Below are 15,416 nucleotides of genomic sequence, written 5' to 3' on the forward strand. Positions count from 1 at the left end.
GAAGGGCGTCGGCCGTCGTCACGGACGTTGGGCGGGTTGCGGTGGACGCTGGTTTACGCTGAGACGACGGCGTGGATAAGCGTACGGCAAAACCGTGTGGTCCTGGCGCCCGTTGCAGGCGTCAAGCTGTCGGAGAAGCGCAAGCGGGAACGGCAGCGACGGAGTCAACCAAGAACTCGTCTCCGGGGAGATCACGGCATAAGCCGTAAAGCCATTGCGCAGGGAAGGCCGGGTGTTCACCGCTGCCCTGTATGCTCGTGTGCATCTTGTTTTGTGCAAACCGCACACGGGACCGCGGGTGCAGCGCGCACCCGGTCTTCCCTGCGCCCTCTCCATGAGTGGGCGGGAGGTTCCAGCAAAGCTCGGGCGCTATGCGTCGCGAGAATGCGAAGGTGTGTTTTCCAACCACAGCTGTCATCGCCCGGCTTGACCGGGCGACCCAGTATTCCAGAGACGTCAATGATTGAACCGATAGGCCGCGGCGTACTGGATCCCCGCCTGCGCGGGGATGACACGATCAATTGGAGCTACATCATCCGTGTCATTGCGAGGAGCTCCATGGATTGCTTCGCTTCGCTCGCAAATGACGCGGAGGCGCTTACGGCCCCTTCTTTCGCGGCACGATGAAGATCATCGTCGAGGCGCAGGCGATCGAAATCGCGAAGATCGCGGCGGTGAGTGGCAGCGTCGTGGCGGAATGGCCGCCGAGATAGGCGCCGAATTGCGACACCAGCGAGCCGATCCCCATCTGCAAAAATCCCATCGCGCCGGATGCGGTGCCGGCGGCTTCGGGGCGGACGCTGAGCGCGCCGGCCGCCGAGTTCGACATCACGAAGGCGTTGGCGAACATCACGATCATCTGGGTGCCGAACAGGAGGGAAGGCGCCTGGTTAGCTCCTGCAAGACTCCACACCAGATTGAGCAGGCTGCCGCCGAGCTGCAGCGCCAGCCCGAACCAGATCAGCTTCTCCAGCTGATAGCGCGGTGCAAAGCGCACGCAGAAGAGATTGCCGACCAGATAGGCGAAGCCGGTGGTCGCAAACCACGCGCCATATTCGGCGCTGGTGCGGCCCATTTGGGTGACCACGACATAGGGCCCGCCGCCGGCGAAGGCAAAAATGATCTGCGAAGCCAGCACCTGGCACAGCGCGTAGCCGATGAATGCCCGCGACGTGATCAGGCCGCCGATGTCGCGGCGAAAGCTGCTGTCGGCGGCGCGCTCGCCGCGGGTTTCCGGCAGCATGAACGCGATGACCACCGTGATGGTCAGCGATGCTGCGGTAATCAGATAGAAGATCGCGCGCCAACCGAACGCGGTTTCCAGGAGGCCGCCGGTCAGGGGACTCAGCATCTGCGCGATCATCATGACCGCAATGACGAGGCTGATCATGGAGCTGATGCGCTCGCGGCTGTAGAGATCGCGGATAATGGCGCGGCTGACCACCATGCCGGTGGCGCCGCCCAGCGCCTGCAAGAAACGTGCGGCGATCAGTTGCGGCAGGGTTTCGGCGAAGATACAGCCCACGCTCGCCGCGACCATCAGGGCGAGCCCGCACAGCAGCACCGGGCGGCGCCCGAAGCGGTCCGACAGCGGCCCCATGATGATCTGCGAGCAGGCGATGCCGACCATGAACAGCGACACCGTCATCTGCGCGATCGAAATATCGCGCCCGAACGTCGTCGCCAGCACGGGCAGTGCCGGCACCAGCAAGTACAGCGAGATCGGCGCGACGCCCGTCATCGCGACGAGCATCAGCAGCATGATCTTCGACGTCGCGACGCCGCCGGTGTCGCCAGCAGCACCGGGCGGCTTGCCCATCACGCCATGCATTCAGATCCGATCCGTTGTGTGAATTGGACTGTAGCGGGATGGCTCCCGGCGAATACGGCCGTTTCGGCATGCGGCTATGCCGGGATCGGGAGGCCACTGCTGTCATCATCCCCCCGAGTGCGCAATTGCGCACGGGGAGCGGATGATCCAGTATTCCAGAGGCCGGAGTTATATGCGGATAAGCCGCGGCGTACTGGGTCCCCCGCTTTCGCGGAGGACGACAGCCTGGGATTGGGGCATCACGCCTACAAAGGCAGCAGCGCTGCCGTCGCGTCGTCCAGCCACAGCTTGGTCGCGTTATCATCGAGGTGCGGGCGCACCTCGCGGTTGACGCGCTCGTGGTAGTCGTTCAACCATTTCAGTTCGGTCGGGCTCAGCATGTGCACGTCGATCAGGCGGCGGTCGATCGGGGCCAGCGTCAGCGTCTCGAACGCGTTGATCGGCTTTTCGGCGCCAGCAACGTCGGTGCCGACGACCAGTTCGAGATTTTCGATCCGGATGCCGTAAGCGTCGGTCTTGTAGTAGCCGGGTTCGTTGGACAGGATCATGCCGCGCTTCAGCGGCGTGGTGCCAAGCTTGGAAATCCGCGCCGGGCCCTCATGCACCGACAGATAGCTGCCGACGCCGTGGCCGGTGCCGTGCTCGAAATCGAGGCCGGCCTGCCAGAGGTACTGCCGCGCGAAACTGTCGAGCTGGGCGCCGGTGGTGCCGTCGGGGAAGACCGCGCGCGCGATCGCGATGTGGCCGCGCAGCACGCGGGTGAAGCGGTCGCGCATTTCGTCCGTCGGCTCGCCGATCGCGATGGTGCGGGTGACGTCGGTGGTGCCGTCTTCATATTGCGCGCCGGAATCGATCAGCAAGAGATCGCCGGACGAAATCCGCCGGTTGCTCTTGCGGGTGACGCGGTAATGCACGATGGCGCCGTTCGGCCCGGTGCCGGCGATGGTCGGAAAGGAAACGTCTTTCAGGGCGCAGGTCTGGCGGCGGAAGGTCTCCAGCGCCTCGACGGTGTCGATCTCGGTCAGCGCGCCCGACGGCGCCTCACGGTCGATCCAGGCCAGAAACCGCGTCATCGCCACCGCGTCGCGCTGATGCGCGGTGCGGGTGCCTTCGATCTCGGTGATGTTCTTCACCGCCTTCAAGAGACTGACAGGATCGTTGCCGCGCACCGGCTTGCCGCCGGCGGCCGCGATCATGCGGCTCAACGCATCGGCGGCGGTGGCGTTGTCGAGGGCGACTGCAGCGCCCTTTTGCGCGAGTTCGGTCAGCATCGGCGTCAGCGCGTCGGGCTCCCGGACGTCGGCGGATTGTTCGAGATGGTCGCGCGTCAGGTTCGAGAGCTTGCGGTGGTCGATGAAGATGGAGGGACGGCCGTCCTTCGGCACCAGCGCGTAGGACAACGGCAGCGGCGTGTGCGAGACGTCGGCGCCGCGGATGTTGAAGGTCCAGGCCACCGCGTGCGAATCCGACAACACCAGCGCATCGACGCCGAGTTTTGCGATCTCCAGCCGGATGCGCTTGAGCTTCTCGGCTTCGATCTCGCCGGAAAATTGCGCGCCGTGAATCGTGACCCGGCCGAGCGGCGGGGCGGGGCGTTCGGTCCACACCGCGTGGAGCGGGTTGTTGTCCACCGCCACCAGCTCCGCGCCGGCCTTGGCGCAGGCCGCCGCCAGCCGCTCGGCTGCCGCCGACGTGTGCAGCCAAGGGTCAAAACCGAGGCGGTCGCCGGCGGCAAGATGCCTGGCCAGCCAGTGCTCCGGCGGCGGATCGGCCAGCGGCTCGATATGCCAGGCCTTGCGGTCGACCTGCTTGGCGGCCTGCAGCGTGTAGCGGCCATCGACGAAAACAGCGGCTTCCCTGGTCAGGACGGCGGCCATGCCGGCCGACCCGGTGAAGCCGGTGAGCCAGGCCAGCCGCTCTTCCGACGGCGGCACATATTCATTTTGCTGCTGATCGGCGCGGGGAATCACGAATCCCGTCAGCTTGCGCCGCGCCAGTTCCTCGCGGAAGGCGGCCAGCCGTGCCGTCAGGGCTATGCCGCTTTCGGGCTCTTCGAATGTCTGGAAATGGGCTTCGAACATCGCCGGGTTACTCAGGGGTTGGGTGCAGGTCCGCACAACATAGCCATAATTTGGCATAATCTGTGCTTCAATATCCATGTCCGCGTTAGATCGGACGGAACGGTTTGCCGGGCAAGCCGTTCACGTGAGGCTACCAGGGGAAAATCCAGGAGTGTTTCATCTCAACGAAGAGGGGATACACGATGCCTGCTTTTATGTTTGAGAAGATCTCGCCGCCCGTCCGCCGCGGCCCGGCCCCTCCGGTCGCCAACAAGAAGCAACGCGGCGTCATCGTCCAGATGCTGGACCGGTTCGCGCTGGCGCGCGTCAAACGTGAGAAGCAGGAAGAAGAAAAGGGCGTCATCGCCCGCCACAAGCCGTCTGAATAGAGCGTTTTCGAGCGAAGTGGATACCGGTTCGCGTGAAGAAAACGCGTCAAAACTAAATGAGCTGCTAGCCCGCGTTGCGCAGCAGCAGGCTGCTCCAGCCTTCGATGCGCAGATGACGCACGGGCACCAGGCCGCGCGCACGATAGGCCGCGATCACCGAAGCCGCCTGGGGCGTCAGCAGTCCCGACAGGATCACCAGCGCCGACGGTGCCAGATGCCGTGCCATCGGCGTTGCCAATTGCCGCAACGGGTTGGCGAGGATATTCGCCAGTACCAGATCGAACGGGCCGGCCTGTGCGAATTGCGGCGCCGAGAAGCCGGTGGCAGGGATCGCCTGCACCAGATGCCCGGACACGTTGAGCCGGGCGTTCTCCTGCGCAACCCGCACCGAGAGCGGATCGATGTCGCTGGCCAGCACGTTCTCCTGCAGCGCCCTGGCCGCCGCGATCGCCAGCACGCCGGTGCCGGTGCCGAGGTCGAGCACGCGCCGCGGCCGGTACGCCTTGAGGACATGATCGAGCAGCAGCAGGCAGCCCCGCGTGGTGCCGTGGTGGCCGGTGCCGAACGCCAGCGCCGCCTCGATCTCGATGCCGATCTTGTTGGACGGCACCCGCGCGCGGTCGTGGTGGCCGTGCACGACGAAACGCCCGGCCGGGACCGGGACGAGGTCCTCGAGCGTGGCCTTGACCCAGTCCTTGGCCTCGACCGTGTCGAACACGATGGTTTTCGCGGCTGCCTCGCCGGCCGCGTTGGTCACGAGCTGGCGCACCAGCGTCTGATCCGGCGCGACGGCAAAATGCACGGTCACATCCCAGCGGCCGCCCGGACCCTCAAACGCGGCGATGGCGGCCTGCCCCTCAAAAAAGATTTCGGTAAGTATATCGACGACCAGCTTGGCGGCGGTCTCAGTGCCGACCGCGAAAGCCGCACGGGAGGTATCAGGGGTGGAGGTCATTGGGGAACCACGAGAAAACAGCGGAAAGCTCAAACTTGAGGAAGTTTCAGTTCGTAAGGTCGGGAGAATCTGCCACCGGCAGCGGCCGGCGGAGCTCGGTTCCATAGCCGCTCTGAAGTACCCCAATCATGGCTGATCTAGCCAGCCCCATTTCCAGCAGTTTATCGACCCTTGACGCAACGCCTTTCCACGACGTCATGCACCGGAACATACAGGAGCCTTCCACAGGCCAGCACTGCCGGTTTGAACCGCCAATGCACCGGTTTCTCCACCGGTGGTCCTACGGTTTTCCACACCTTGTCCACGGCGAAACGATCGCAATTTTCAAGGCCTGTTAGCCAATTCACCGCCGATTCACAGCGTTTGCTGATCGGCGCCGATGCGGGAACCGGGCGTTAAACGGGCGCATGCCAGGATCGGTGCCGTTAATAAATATAACAAGGGGGGAATTGAAATGACCAAGATTACGGCAGTTATTGCAATCATGTGTGCGTTGTGCGCTTTCGTCAGCTATCCGTCGGCTGAGGAGCGCCATCAGTCCGCGATGGAGACGATCTCGCCGCTGGCGATGATGCAGATCGCGCGGGTGCTTCCGATCGAAGCCTACGACGCCATCTAACCATTGAGCAGGGCGCGGCACCGGCAGCGGTGTTGCGCCCCTCACCCAAACAGCGCGCGGTGATCGCCCAGGATCACCTTGGCGGCGTTGTGGCCGGGGGCGCCGGTGACGCCGCCGCCGGGATGGGCGCCCGAGCCGCAATGGTAGAGGCCCTTCAGCGGCCCGCGGTAATCGGCATGGCCCAGCATCGGCCGCGCCGAGAACAACTGGTTCAGCGTCAGCGCGCCGTGAAAGATGTCGCCGCCGAGCAGACCGAACTGGCGCTCCAGATCGAGCGGCGACAGCACCTGTCGGCCGACGACGCTTGCCGCGAAGCCCGGCGCATATTTGTCCACCGTCGCGATCATCAGGTCGGCCACTTCCTCAGCGTGGTCATCCCACGATTTTCCGTCCGGCAATTGCGGCGCGACGTGCTGGCAGAACAGGCTCGCGACATGCTGGCCGGGCGGGCAGAGCGAATCATCGAGCGTCGAGGGGATCAGCAGCTCGACCACCGGCTCGCGGCTCCAGCCGCGCTCGCGGGCGTCGTGCCAGGCGCGATCCATGTAATCAAGACTGGGGGCGAGGATGATCCCGGCCGTCAGATGATCGCCTTCGCCCGGCAGCGCCGTGAACGAGGGCAGGGCGCTCAGCGCCACATTCATCCGGAAGGTGCCGGAACCGTTGCGCCAGTGGGTGATGCGATCGAGGAATTCCGGCGCCAGCTCTTCTCGTGGCACGAGGCGCGTGTAGAGCAATTTCGGATTGACGCCGGAGACGACGTATTTCGCGCGCACGGTCTCGCCATTGTCGAGGACGACACCAACCGCGCGGCCGCCTTCGACGATCACTTCGCGCACGCCGGCATCGAGTTCGATGTCGGCGCCATGGCCGCGCGCCGCGCGCGCCATCGCCTGCGTGATCGCGCCCATGCCGCCGATGGCGTGGCCCCACACGCCCTTCTTGCCGTTCACCTCGCCGAACGCATGGTGCAGCATCACATAGGCGGAGCCTGCCGCATACGGGCTCGCGTAATTGCCGACGATGGCGTCGAAGCCGAACAGCGCTTTCACCAGGTCGCTCTCGAAACGCTCATCCAGCATCTCGCCGGCCGAGCGGGTGAACAGGTCGAGCAGGCTGCGCTGCTGTTCGAGCGACAGCTTTTTCAGGATGCTGGCGGTGCCGAGCGCGTTGAAAGTCTCGCGGATCGCGCCGAGGCTGAAGCCTTCGACGATGTTCGGCGGGGCGCGCAGCACCAGTTGCCGCAATACATCCGCAATGCCTTCCAGCTCGCGGCCGAACGCGTCGATGCGATCGGCGTCGCGCGGGCTCAATCTGGTGACCGAATCCCGGGTGCGGCCTTCGCCGGTGAGGAGATAGCTGCCATCCGGCGCGGGCAGGAAATTCTGCGCGCGGCGTTCGACGATGCGCAGGCCGTGCTCGGCCAGCTTCAAATCGGTGATGATCTGCGGGTTGAGCAGGCTGACGGTATAGGCTGCCACCGAATTGCGGAATCCCGGGTGGAATTCCTCGGTCACGGCGGCGCCGCCGACCACTTTGCGGCGCTCGACCAGCTTCACGCGCAGGCCGGCCATCGCGAGATAGGCCGCGCAGGTGAGGCCGTTATGCCCCGCACCGATGATGACGACGTCCGTTTCGTTCATGTGCGCTTCAAGAAAGTTTGAATAAGCCGGGCCGTTGCGTCGCCCATGTCCCCTCAATCCACCATTTTGCGGTTCCTTGCTAGCCTTGTTGCCATATGCTCCATTAAACGTCTCTGGCGCTTCCATGCCGGAATTCCGCCCTCCGGCGCCCGCCGGACCCATGCCGGAGCTCTCATGAGCCTTTCTGAACCGTCCGCCGCCACGGACCTGTCGTCCGATTCCCGGAACCGGATGGTTCTGGTGGTCTACACCGCGGCGATCTTCGTCAGCGCGCTGCTGCTGTTCTCGGTGCAGCCACTGTTTACCAAGATGGTGCTGCCGCGGCTCGGCGGCTCGCCGGCAGTGTGGTCGGTGGCGATGGTGTTCTTTCAGTCGCTGCTGCTCGGCGGCTATGCCTATGCGCATTTTCTGATGCAGCTCCGCAACCGCGCCGTCCCTGTGGCCGTGCATCTGGTGCTGCTCGTCGTTGCCATGCTGACGCTGCCGCTCTCGATCTCGAGCGGCTGGGGCGAGCCGCCGAGTTCGGGCTATGCGGTCTGGCTACTGGGTCTGTTCGCGGTGTCGATCGGGCTGCCGTTCTTTGCGCTCGCCGCCAACAACCCGCTGCTGCAGGCCTGGTTCGTCCGCACCGGCCATCCCAGCGGGCCCGATCCCTACTTTCTTTATGCGTCCTCGAACATCGGAAGTTTCCTGGCGCTGTTGTCCTATCCGGTGCTGCTGGAGCCGATGTTCACGCTGCGCACGCAAAACCTGATCTGGACCGGCGGTTACGGCCTTCTGATCGTGCTGATCGCAACCTGCGGCGTGCTGCTGCTGCGCTCGTCGGCAAAAGCGGCCGAACTCAACATGCCCGCCGACGATATTAATGTGCCGGCGCCGTCGTGGATCCTGCGGGCCCGCTGGATATTCCTCGCTGCCGTACCCTCCGGCCTGCTGATCGCGGTGACCGCGCATATTTCGACCGACGTCGCCGCCGCGCCCCTGCTGTGGGTGCTGCCGTTGTCGCTGTATCTGCTGACCTGGGTGCTGGTGTTCCAGTCGCGGCCACTGCTACCGCACAAATGGATGTTGCTGGCGCAGCCCTTGGCGATCGCCGGCGTCGTCGTGCTGCTCGCCTTTGGCGGTGAGCAGAATTTGCTGCTGACGCTCGGCGGGCATCAATTGTGTTTCTTCGTCATCGCGATGGCCTGCCATGGCGAACTGGCGCGGACGCGGCCGGCCGCCAAATATCTCACCGGCTTTTATGTCGCGCTGTCGTTCGGCGGCATGGTCGGCGGCCTCTTCGCAGGCCTGATCGCGCCCTTCACCTTTTCCTGGATCGCCGAATATCCGATCCTGCTGGCGCTGGCGGCATTGTGCCGGCCGACGGGAAACGAACGGTTGCCGCGCTGGAGCAATTGGTACTGGCCGCTCCTTGCGGCGCTGGCGGTAGCGCTGATCGCGCCGACCTGGTCGCCTGGCACGGTCATGCACTGGCTCGACGAGCGCCGGGTCTGGATGATCGGCGCGGTCGGAGTCCTTTCCGCCCTGCTGGCCCTTGGCCTCAACGCCAGCCGCTGGAAGATCTTTGCCACCGTGGTGGTGGCGCTGGTGCTGCTGCGCGCTTACCCATCCGACGACGGCCGGGTGGAAACCGTGCGCAGCTTCTTCGGCGTCCACAAGATCGTGGTGACGTCGAACGGCCAGTATCATGTGCTGATGCACGGCACCACGATCCATGGCGCCGAAAAATTCAAGAACGATGATGGCACGCCGGTAACCGGCCGGCCCGAGCCGATCACCTATTACCACAAGGATGGCGGCATCGGGCAGGCGATCACGGCGGTGCGCGAGCGGAAAGGAGCGGCGCTGCGGGTTGCGGTGATCGGGCTTGGCTCCGGCACGCTGACCTGCGCCTCGTTGCCAGGCGAGGACTGGAAGTTCTTCGAGATCGACCAGACGATGGTCGATACCGCACGCGATCCGAAATATTTCACCTATATCAGCAAGTGCGAGCCGGACCTGAAGCCGGTGATCGGCGATGCGCGGCTGACCTTCGCGCGCGAGCCGAACGGTGTCTACGACCTGATCATCGTCGATGCCTATTCGTCGGATGCGATCCCGATTCATCTGGCGACCGAAGAGGCGATGGAGATCTACAAGGAAAAGCTCGCGCCGCAGGGCGTGGTCGCGATGCACGTCTCCAACCGGCATCTCGAGCTGTCCAGTGTCGTCGTCGGCATTGCGGATGCCAACGACCTGAAGAGCTGGGTCTACAGCGAGGATTCCGGCCGCGACGCTGAATACATCTTCTCGACCTCGGTGGTGGTGTCGGCGCGGCACGAGGCGGATGTTGGCGCGCTCGCCTCGTCGGACAAGTGGGCCGAGACCGAAGCCGAAGACCATCAGCGGGTCTGGACCGACGATTACTCCAACGTGCTGGGGGCCGTTTGGCGCCGGATGCGCGACGGCGACCAATAGGCCCATTGCGATAATTCGTTGCGGGTCTATGGTTTGGCACGTCCGCAACAGCAACGGAATTTCGCGATGGCCAATTTCACTCCGGTGTCGGCTGCGATCGGCGGGGCCCTGATCGGCTTTTCCGCCGTGCTGATGATGCTGCTGACCGGGCGGATCGCGGGCGTCAGCGGCATCTTCGCAGGGCTCCTGAATTTTCGCAGCGAGGACAAGGCCTGGCGCATCGCCTTCATCGCGGGGCTGATGCTGATTCCCGTCATTGCCGGATGGATCGGCTACGGCATGGCGCCGCCCAAGCTGCCGGCCAACTGGGCCGTCATCGTGGTGGCGGGATTATTGGTCGGCTTCGGCGCGCGGCTCGGCGGCGGCTGCACTTCCGGACACGGCATTTGCGGCATCGGACGGCTGTCGGTGCGCTCGATCGCGGCGACCATCGTCTTCATGGTGACAGCGGTGATCACCGTCGCCGTCACCCGCCACGTGCTGGGAGGCTGAGCCATGGAAATCATATCGCGGATCATCGCGCCGTTGTTGTGTGGTCTGATCTTCGGAGCCGGCTTGCTCGTCTCGGGAATGGTGCAGCCGACCAAAGTGCTCGCCTTCCTCGATATCTTTGGCGCGTGGGATCCAAGCCTGGCCGTGGTGATGGCGGCGGCATTGGCTGTCGCCACTCCCGGCTTCATGCTGACAAGGCAGCGCGCGCGGCCGGTGCTGGCCGGGCAGTATTTCCTGCCGGGCAAATCGGAGATCGATGCGCCGCTGGTGCTGGGAGCAGGACTGTTCGGCGTGGGCTGGGGTCTCGTCGGATTGTGCCCGGGGCCGGCGCTGGAGAGCCTGGCGACGCTGTCGCCGGGCGTGGTTGTGTTCGTCGTGGCTATGGCCGGCGGGATGATTCTGCACGACAAATGGCAAGCGTCGCGGCCAATCGTTCCCCGCGACGCGCCCGTTGTCCGTGCCGCGGACGGCTAAATCAATCCTGGTAGGTGAACAGCCCGCGCCGCTGGTAATAGGGTTGCGGCTGCTGCTGGTAGTAATAGCCCTGCGGCGCCGGCGCGTAACCGCGGTTGTCATAATATTGCTGCTGCGGCTGCGGATAGGCCTGGGCGCCGTAGAGGCGGCGGTCGCGCGGCGCCGGATAACGCGCCTCGCTGGAACTGCCATCGGCCGGATAGATATAGCCGTCGTCCGCGCGACCCTGCGGCGCCATTCCAGCCTGCGGCGCCATGCCGGGCTGCGGCGTGATCACGACGGGATCACCGGCGGCGTTGCTTTGCTGCTCATATTGCTGCGCCGGAGCACGGCGTGCGACGGCGTTGGTGCGCGGCCGCGGATTGCGCGCCAATGCCACCTGGGATGAGCCGGTCAGCGTCACCGTGGTGTTGAGCACGCCTTGCTCCTGCACCAGCGCATAGAGCTTCGCGGCGTTGTCGCGCGACAGCCGCACGCAGCCGTGCGACGCCGGGGAGCCGAGCCGGTTGACGGAATCGGTGCCGTGAATGGCGTGGCCGACCTTCGTGAAGAAGATCGAATGCGGCATCGGCGCCTCGTCGAATTCCTTGGAATAATGATCCGCTTCCATGCGGAAGGCGCGGAAGCTGCCGTTCGGCGTCTCGTAGGAGGGAAGGCCGCTCGACACCGGCCAGCGATAGCGCTCGACACCGTCGACGGCGACGGTCATCTGCTGGCTATCCTTGTCGACGGTGATGGCGACTTTGGCCTGCGCGGCGCTGGCCATGAACAGCACCAGGCAGGTAGCGGCAACGAGGAAGGAACGCATTTTACCTTGGCCTCCAGGCCGTTTTACCAAAGCGCCATGAATGCAGGCGCCGCAGCTCTCCGTCCCCCGGCATCCAATATGCCCGGAATCCGGTCGCCGTTCCAGCGGCCTGCGGACCCATCGTTAATCCGCCCCACGGCGCAAACAAGGCGGAGAGGGGGCTGAATCCGGCTGATAGGGCTGACTTTTTCGCGAGCAGGCGAGGGAATCCGTCAATTCTTCAATCTGTACCCCGTCCTGAAGATCCACCACACCATCACCATGCACACCGCGAGGAAGCCGAGCGTCATGCCGAGGCTCAGGGCGACGCTGACGTCGGCGATTTCGTAAAAGCTCCAGCGGAAGCCGGAGATCAGATAGACCACCGGATTGAGCAGCGTGATGGTGCGCCAGCCCGATGGCAGCATGCTCACCGAATAGAAGCTGCCGCCGAGGAAGGTCAGCGGCGTCACCACCAGCATCGGGATCATCTGCAGTTTTTCGAAACCGTCGGCCCAGATGCCGATGATGAAGCCGAACAGGCTGAAGGTCACCGCCGTCAGCACCAGGAAGGTCAGCATCCACCACGGATGCATGATGTGCAGCGGCACGAACAGCGCGGCGGTGGCGAGGATGATCAGCCCGAGGATGATCGATTTGGTGGCGGCGGCGCCGACATAACCCAGCACGATCTCGAAATACGACACCGGCGCCGACAGCAATTCATAGATCGTGCCGACGAATTTCGGAAAGTAGATGCCGAACGAGGCGTTGGCGATGCTCTGCGTAAGGACCGACAGCATCACCAGCCCCGGCACGATGAAGGTGCCGTAGCTGACGCCGTCGACCTCGGTGATGCGCGAGCCGATCGCGGCGCCGAACACCACGAAATACAGCGAGGTGGAAACGACCGGCGAGACGATGCTCTGCAGCAGCGTGCGCCAGGTGCGCGCCATTTCGAACAGGTAGATGGCTTGAACGGCGCGCCAGTTCATGGTGCCCTCACCAGGCTGACGAAGATGTCTTCGAGCGACGATTGCGTGGTGTCGAGGTCGGAGATGCGGATGCCGGCGTTGCGGAGGTCGCTCAAGAGACTGGTGATGCCGGTGCGGTCGCCCTTGGTGTCGTAATCATAGGTGATCTCGCGGCCGTCCTCGGACAGTTCGAGATTGTAGGCGGCCAGCGCTGGCGGGATCGCCTCGACCTTGCTCTGCAGGTACAGTTTGAGATGCTTCTTGCCGAGTTTTTGCATCAGCCCGGCCTTGTCCTCGACCAGGATGATCTCGCCCTTGTTGATGACGCCGATGCGGTCGGCCATCTCCTCGGCCTCTTCGATGTAATGCGTGGTCAGGATGATGGTGACGCCGGAGGCCTGCAGGGTGCGCACCACTTCCCACATGCCCTTGCGCAGTTCGACGTCGACACCCGCGGTCGGCTCGTCCAGGAACAGGATCTGCGGCTCGTGCGACAGCGCCTTCGCAATCATCACGCGGCGCTTCATGCCGCCGGAAAGCGTGATGATCTTTGCGTCCTTCTTGTCCCACAGCGACAGGTCCTTGAGCACCTTTTCGATATGGGCCGGATTCTTCGGCTTGCCGAACAGGCCTCGGCTGAAGCTGACGGTCGCCCACACGGTTTCAAAGGAGTCGGTGTGCAGTTCCTGCGGCACCAGCCCGATCAGCGAGCGGGCGGCGCGGTAATCCTTGTTGATGTCGTGGCCGTCGACAGTGACGCGGCCTTCGCTCAAATTCGCGATGCCGCAGATGATTGATATCAGCGTGGTCTTGCCGGCGCCGTTGGGTCCCAGCAGCGCAAAAATCTCGCCGCGGCGGATATCCAGATTGATGCCGTTCAGCGCCTTGAAGCCCGAACCATAGGTCTTGGACAGGTTGGCGACGGAAATGATCGGGGACATGGAGAGCATGGTCGCAGTCTGATCTGAAATTGTGGCACGGCGCTGCGGCCGCGTTAGTGCGGGCGGGGGCAGCGGGAACTTTCAGATAGGAATGCGCTGTTCGTTTCGCAATCGGCGAATAGAATTATTATCTCTTGCTGGTGCTTTTTCTCTATTGCTTTTTCTTGGCCGGCTTTTTCGCAGCCGCGCCTTTTGCCGCCGCCGGCTCGGCCTGCTCGGGCACTTTCGCCAGTGTCATGATCTGCGTCTGCGCATTGGCGGGTCCGTTGGGACGGGCGGGATCAAGCAGCTGTTCCTCACCCAGTCCGACCGACTGCAGCCGCTTCGCCGAGATCTTGAAGGTGTTGACCAGGATATCGCGGACCGCGTCGGCGCGGCGCTGGCTGAGGAAGACGTTGTGGTCGCGCCGGCCGGTCGATTCGACATGGCCGACGATCAGGAACGTGTAGTTCAGCAGTGCGGAATTGACCAGCGTATCGGCCAGCCGCCCGATGGTCTGATAGGATTCCGGCCGCACGATCGGGGTGTCGGTGTCGAACTGGATGTCGACATTGAAGCTCGGCAGCTTGTTCAGTTCGGGCGCGATCGGCGGCCTTTTGTTCGGCGGCGGCTCGTTCTTGCCCCTTAGTTTCGAGCGCTCGAGGACCTGCTGGCGCAGCGCGGGGATATCCAGCTCCAGCGGTGTTTCCAGCCCGCTGAGCCTGGTCGCGACGTCGTCCTGCGCCCGGTATCCGACATCGGCGATGGACTTGGTGCATCGCGCGCTCACGGTCGGCAACGCCAGCAGGCAATCCAGGGACTTGAAGACCTCGCGTCCCTTGCCGCCGCACTTCTTGACGACTTCGAACTCGCATTCCCGCCCGACGGTGGCGCGCGCCGCAATGCGTTTCTGGATCGCATCGAACGCCCGGGGATAATCGGTCTTGCACGCCGCCGACATCACGTCCTGGTTGCGGTAGAGGCACTCCTTCAGGCGGGTGGAGTCGATATTGACGCCGCGGCAATTGGCGGTGATGTCGGGGGCGCAGCTCTTGCCGAGAATGGCGGCCCCTTCGCCAAAGCTGATGGTCTGCGCCGACGCCAGCGACGGCGCCGTGAGCGCAAGGATCAGCAGGATGGATTTGCCCCGGAACATGGCTGCATCTCAACCGATGAATCCGCCGTTGGTCAAGGGCTTGGGCGAACGGAATGCCGTTCTGTCATGTTGTCCGTTGTCCATGGTCTTTTCCCTAAGCTCGGCAAGCCGGCCCGTCGTGGTCCCGGCTGGAATACAGCGGTCGCGAGGTCGAGCCCGACCGACCATGCGTCTGTGTGATTCGGACTCGAATATCGAACAGCGAGGGGATGTGAATCCGCATTCTCGCGGCGCGCCCAGGTCCGGATTGGTCTTCGCAGGCAAGGGCAGGGATGGTGCGTCTCCATACGATTCTGTCATCCCCCGCGCATGCGGGGGATCCAGTACGCCGCGGCTTCTCGATTCTATCATCGGCGTCTCTGGAATACTGGGTCGCCCGGTCAAAGCCGGGCGATGACACCTGAATATGTGTCCGCATTCTCGCGGCGCGATACGCCCGAGGTTTGCGTCCGTTGGACCCTCCGAGCAATCAGAGGGCGCAGGGAATGCCGGGTGCGCGCTGCACCCGCGGTCTCGTGTGCGAATAGTGCAAAGAAAGCTGCACACGAGCATACAGGGCAGCGGAGGCACTCCGACATTCCCTGCGCAATGGCTTTACGGCTTATGCCGTGCTCTCCCCGGAGACGAGTTCTTGGTTGACTCCGTCACTGCCGTTC

13 protein-coding genes are annotated in these 15,416 nt (G+C 64.1%); 5 read left to right on the forward strand and 8 right to left on the reverse strand.

The genetic code is table 11. The annotated features are described in order from the left end of the window. Positions 1-598 precede the first annotated feature (598 nt). Positions 599-1,831, reverse strand: a complete 1,233-nt coding sequence (locus tag JQ574_RS34495; protein WP_212215182.1) for a multidrug effflux MFS transporter — start codon at positions 1,829-1,831, stop codon at positions 599-601. A gap of 245 nt (positions 1,832-2,076) precedes the next feature. Next, the gene (locus tag JQ574_RS34500) at positions 2,077-3,912 is read right to left on the reverse strand and encodes an aminopeptidase P family protein (protein WP_212215183.1); all 1,836 of its coding nucleotides are present in this window, start codon (positions 3,910-3,912) and stop codon (positions 2,077-2,079) included. A 182-nt stretch (positions 3,913-4,094) separates the two neighbouring features. Here JQ574_RS34500 and JQ574_RS34505 point away from each other — a divergent pair, with 182 nt between their 5' ends. Continuing rightward, positions 4,095-4,280, forward strand: coding sequence for a hypothetical protein (locus JQ574_RS34505; protein ID WP_212215184.1), 186 nt, complete (start codon positions 4,095-4,097; stop codon positions 4,278-4,280). 64 nt (positions 4,281-4,344) lie between these two features. On the opposite strand, the gene JQ574_RS34510 is transcribed toward JQ574_RS34505, so the two are convergent. Continuing rightward, on the reverse strand, positions 4,345-5,235 hold the full coding sequence (locus JQ574_RS34510; RefSeq protein WP_212384233.1) for a 50S ribosomal protein L11 methyltransferase: 891 nt from the start codon (positions 5,233-5,235) through the stop codon (positions 4,345-4,347). Positions 5,236-5,689: 454 nt separating this feature from the next. Here JQ574_RS34510 and JQ574_RS34515 point away from each other — a divergent pair, with 454 nt between their 5' ends. Further along, positions 5,690-5,854 (forward strand): hypothetical protein, encoded by a 165-nt coding sequence (locus JQ574_RS34515; protein WP_212215186.1) that lies wholly within the window; start codon positions 5,690-5,692, stop codon positions 5,852-5,854. 41 nt (positions 5,855-5,895) lie between these two features. Here JQ574_RS34515 and JQ574_RS34520 read toward each other — a convergent pair whose 3' ends face one another. Further along, a complete protein-coding gene (locus JQ574_RS34520; RefSeq protein WP_212215188.1) occupies positions 5,896-7,497 on the reverse strand; it encodes an NAD(P)/FAD-dependent oxidoreductase in 1,602 nt (533 codons plus the stop codon). Positions 7,498-7,671: 174 nt separating this feature from the next. Here JQ574_RS34520 and JQ574_RS34525 point away from each other — a divergent pair, with 174 nt between their 5' ends. From JQ574_RS34525 to JQ574_RS34535, 3 genes are all read left to right on the forward strand, one after another. Then, positions 7,672-9,957: a spermidine synthase gene (locus tag JQ574_RS34525; protein ID WP_212215190.1), complete on the forward strand. Its 2,286-nt coding sequence runs from the start codon at positions 7,672-7,674 to the stop codon at positions 9,955-9,957. A gap of 66 nt (positions 9,958-10,023) precedes the next feature. After that, positions 10,024-10,449: a YeeE/YedE family protein gene (locus JQ574_RS34530; RefSeq protein WP_212215193.1), complete on the forward strand. Its 426-nt coding sequence runs from the start codon at positions 10,024-10,026 to the stop codon at positions 10,447-10,449. A gap of 3 nt (positions 10,450-10,452) precedes the next feature. Next, entirely contained in the window at positions 10,453-10,923 is a 471-nt protein-coding gene (locus tag JQ574_RS34535; protein WP_212215194.1) for a DUF6691 family protein, read from the forward strand. Between the two features lies 1 nt (position 10,924). On the opposite strand, the gene JQ574_RS34540 is transcribed toward JQ574_RS34535, so the two are convergent. The 4 genes from JQ574_RS34540 to JQ574_RS34555 form a co-directional block, all read right to left on the reverse strand. Continuing rightward, positions 10,925-11,731 (reverse strand): L,D-transpeptidase, encoded by an 807-nt coding sequence (locus JQ574_RS34540; protein WP_212215196.1) that lies wholly within the window; start codon positions 11,729-11,731, stop codon positions 10,925-10,927. Between the two features lie 212 nt (positions 11,732-11,943). Further along, a complete protein-coding gene (locus tag JQ574_RS34545) occupies positions 11,944-12,705 on the reverse strand; it encodes an ABC transporter permease (RefSeq protein ID WP_192738047.1) in 762 nt (253 codons plus the stop codon). Then, a complete protein-coding gene (locus JQ574_RS34550) occupies positions 12,702-13,625 on the reverse strand; it encodes an ABC transporter ATP-binding protein (protein WP_212215198.1) in 924 nt (307 codons plus the stop codon). Before JQ574_RS34550 ends, JQ574_RS34545 begins: the two co-directional genes overlap by 4 nt. Positions 13,626-13,776: 151 nt before the next feature. Beyond that, positions 13,777-14,403: an OmpA family protein gene (locus JQ574_RS34555; protein WP_249119796.1), complete on the reverse strand. Its 627-nt coding sequence runs from the start codon at positions 14,401-14,403 to the stop codon at positions 13,777-13,779. Positions 14,404-15,416: the final 1,013 nt, after the last annotated feature.

The organism is Bradyrhizobium sp. AUGA SZCCT0158 (assembly GCF_018130065.1).
Lineage (GTDB): Bacteria > Pseudomonadota > Alphaproteobacteria > Rhizobiales > Xanthobacteraceae > Bradyrhizobium.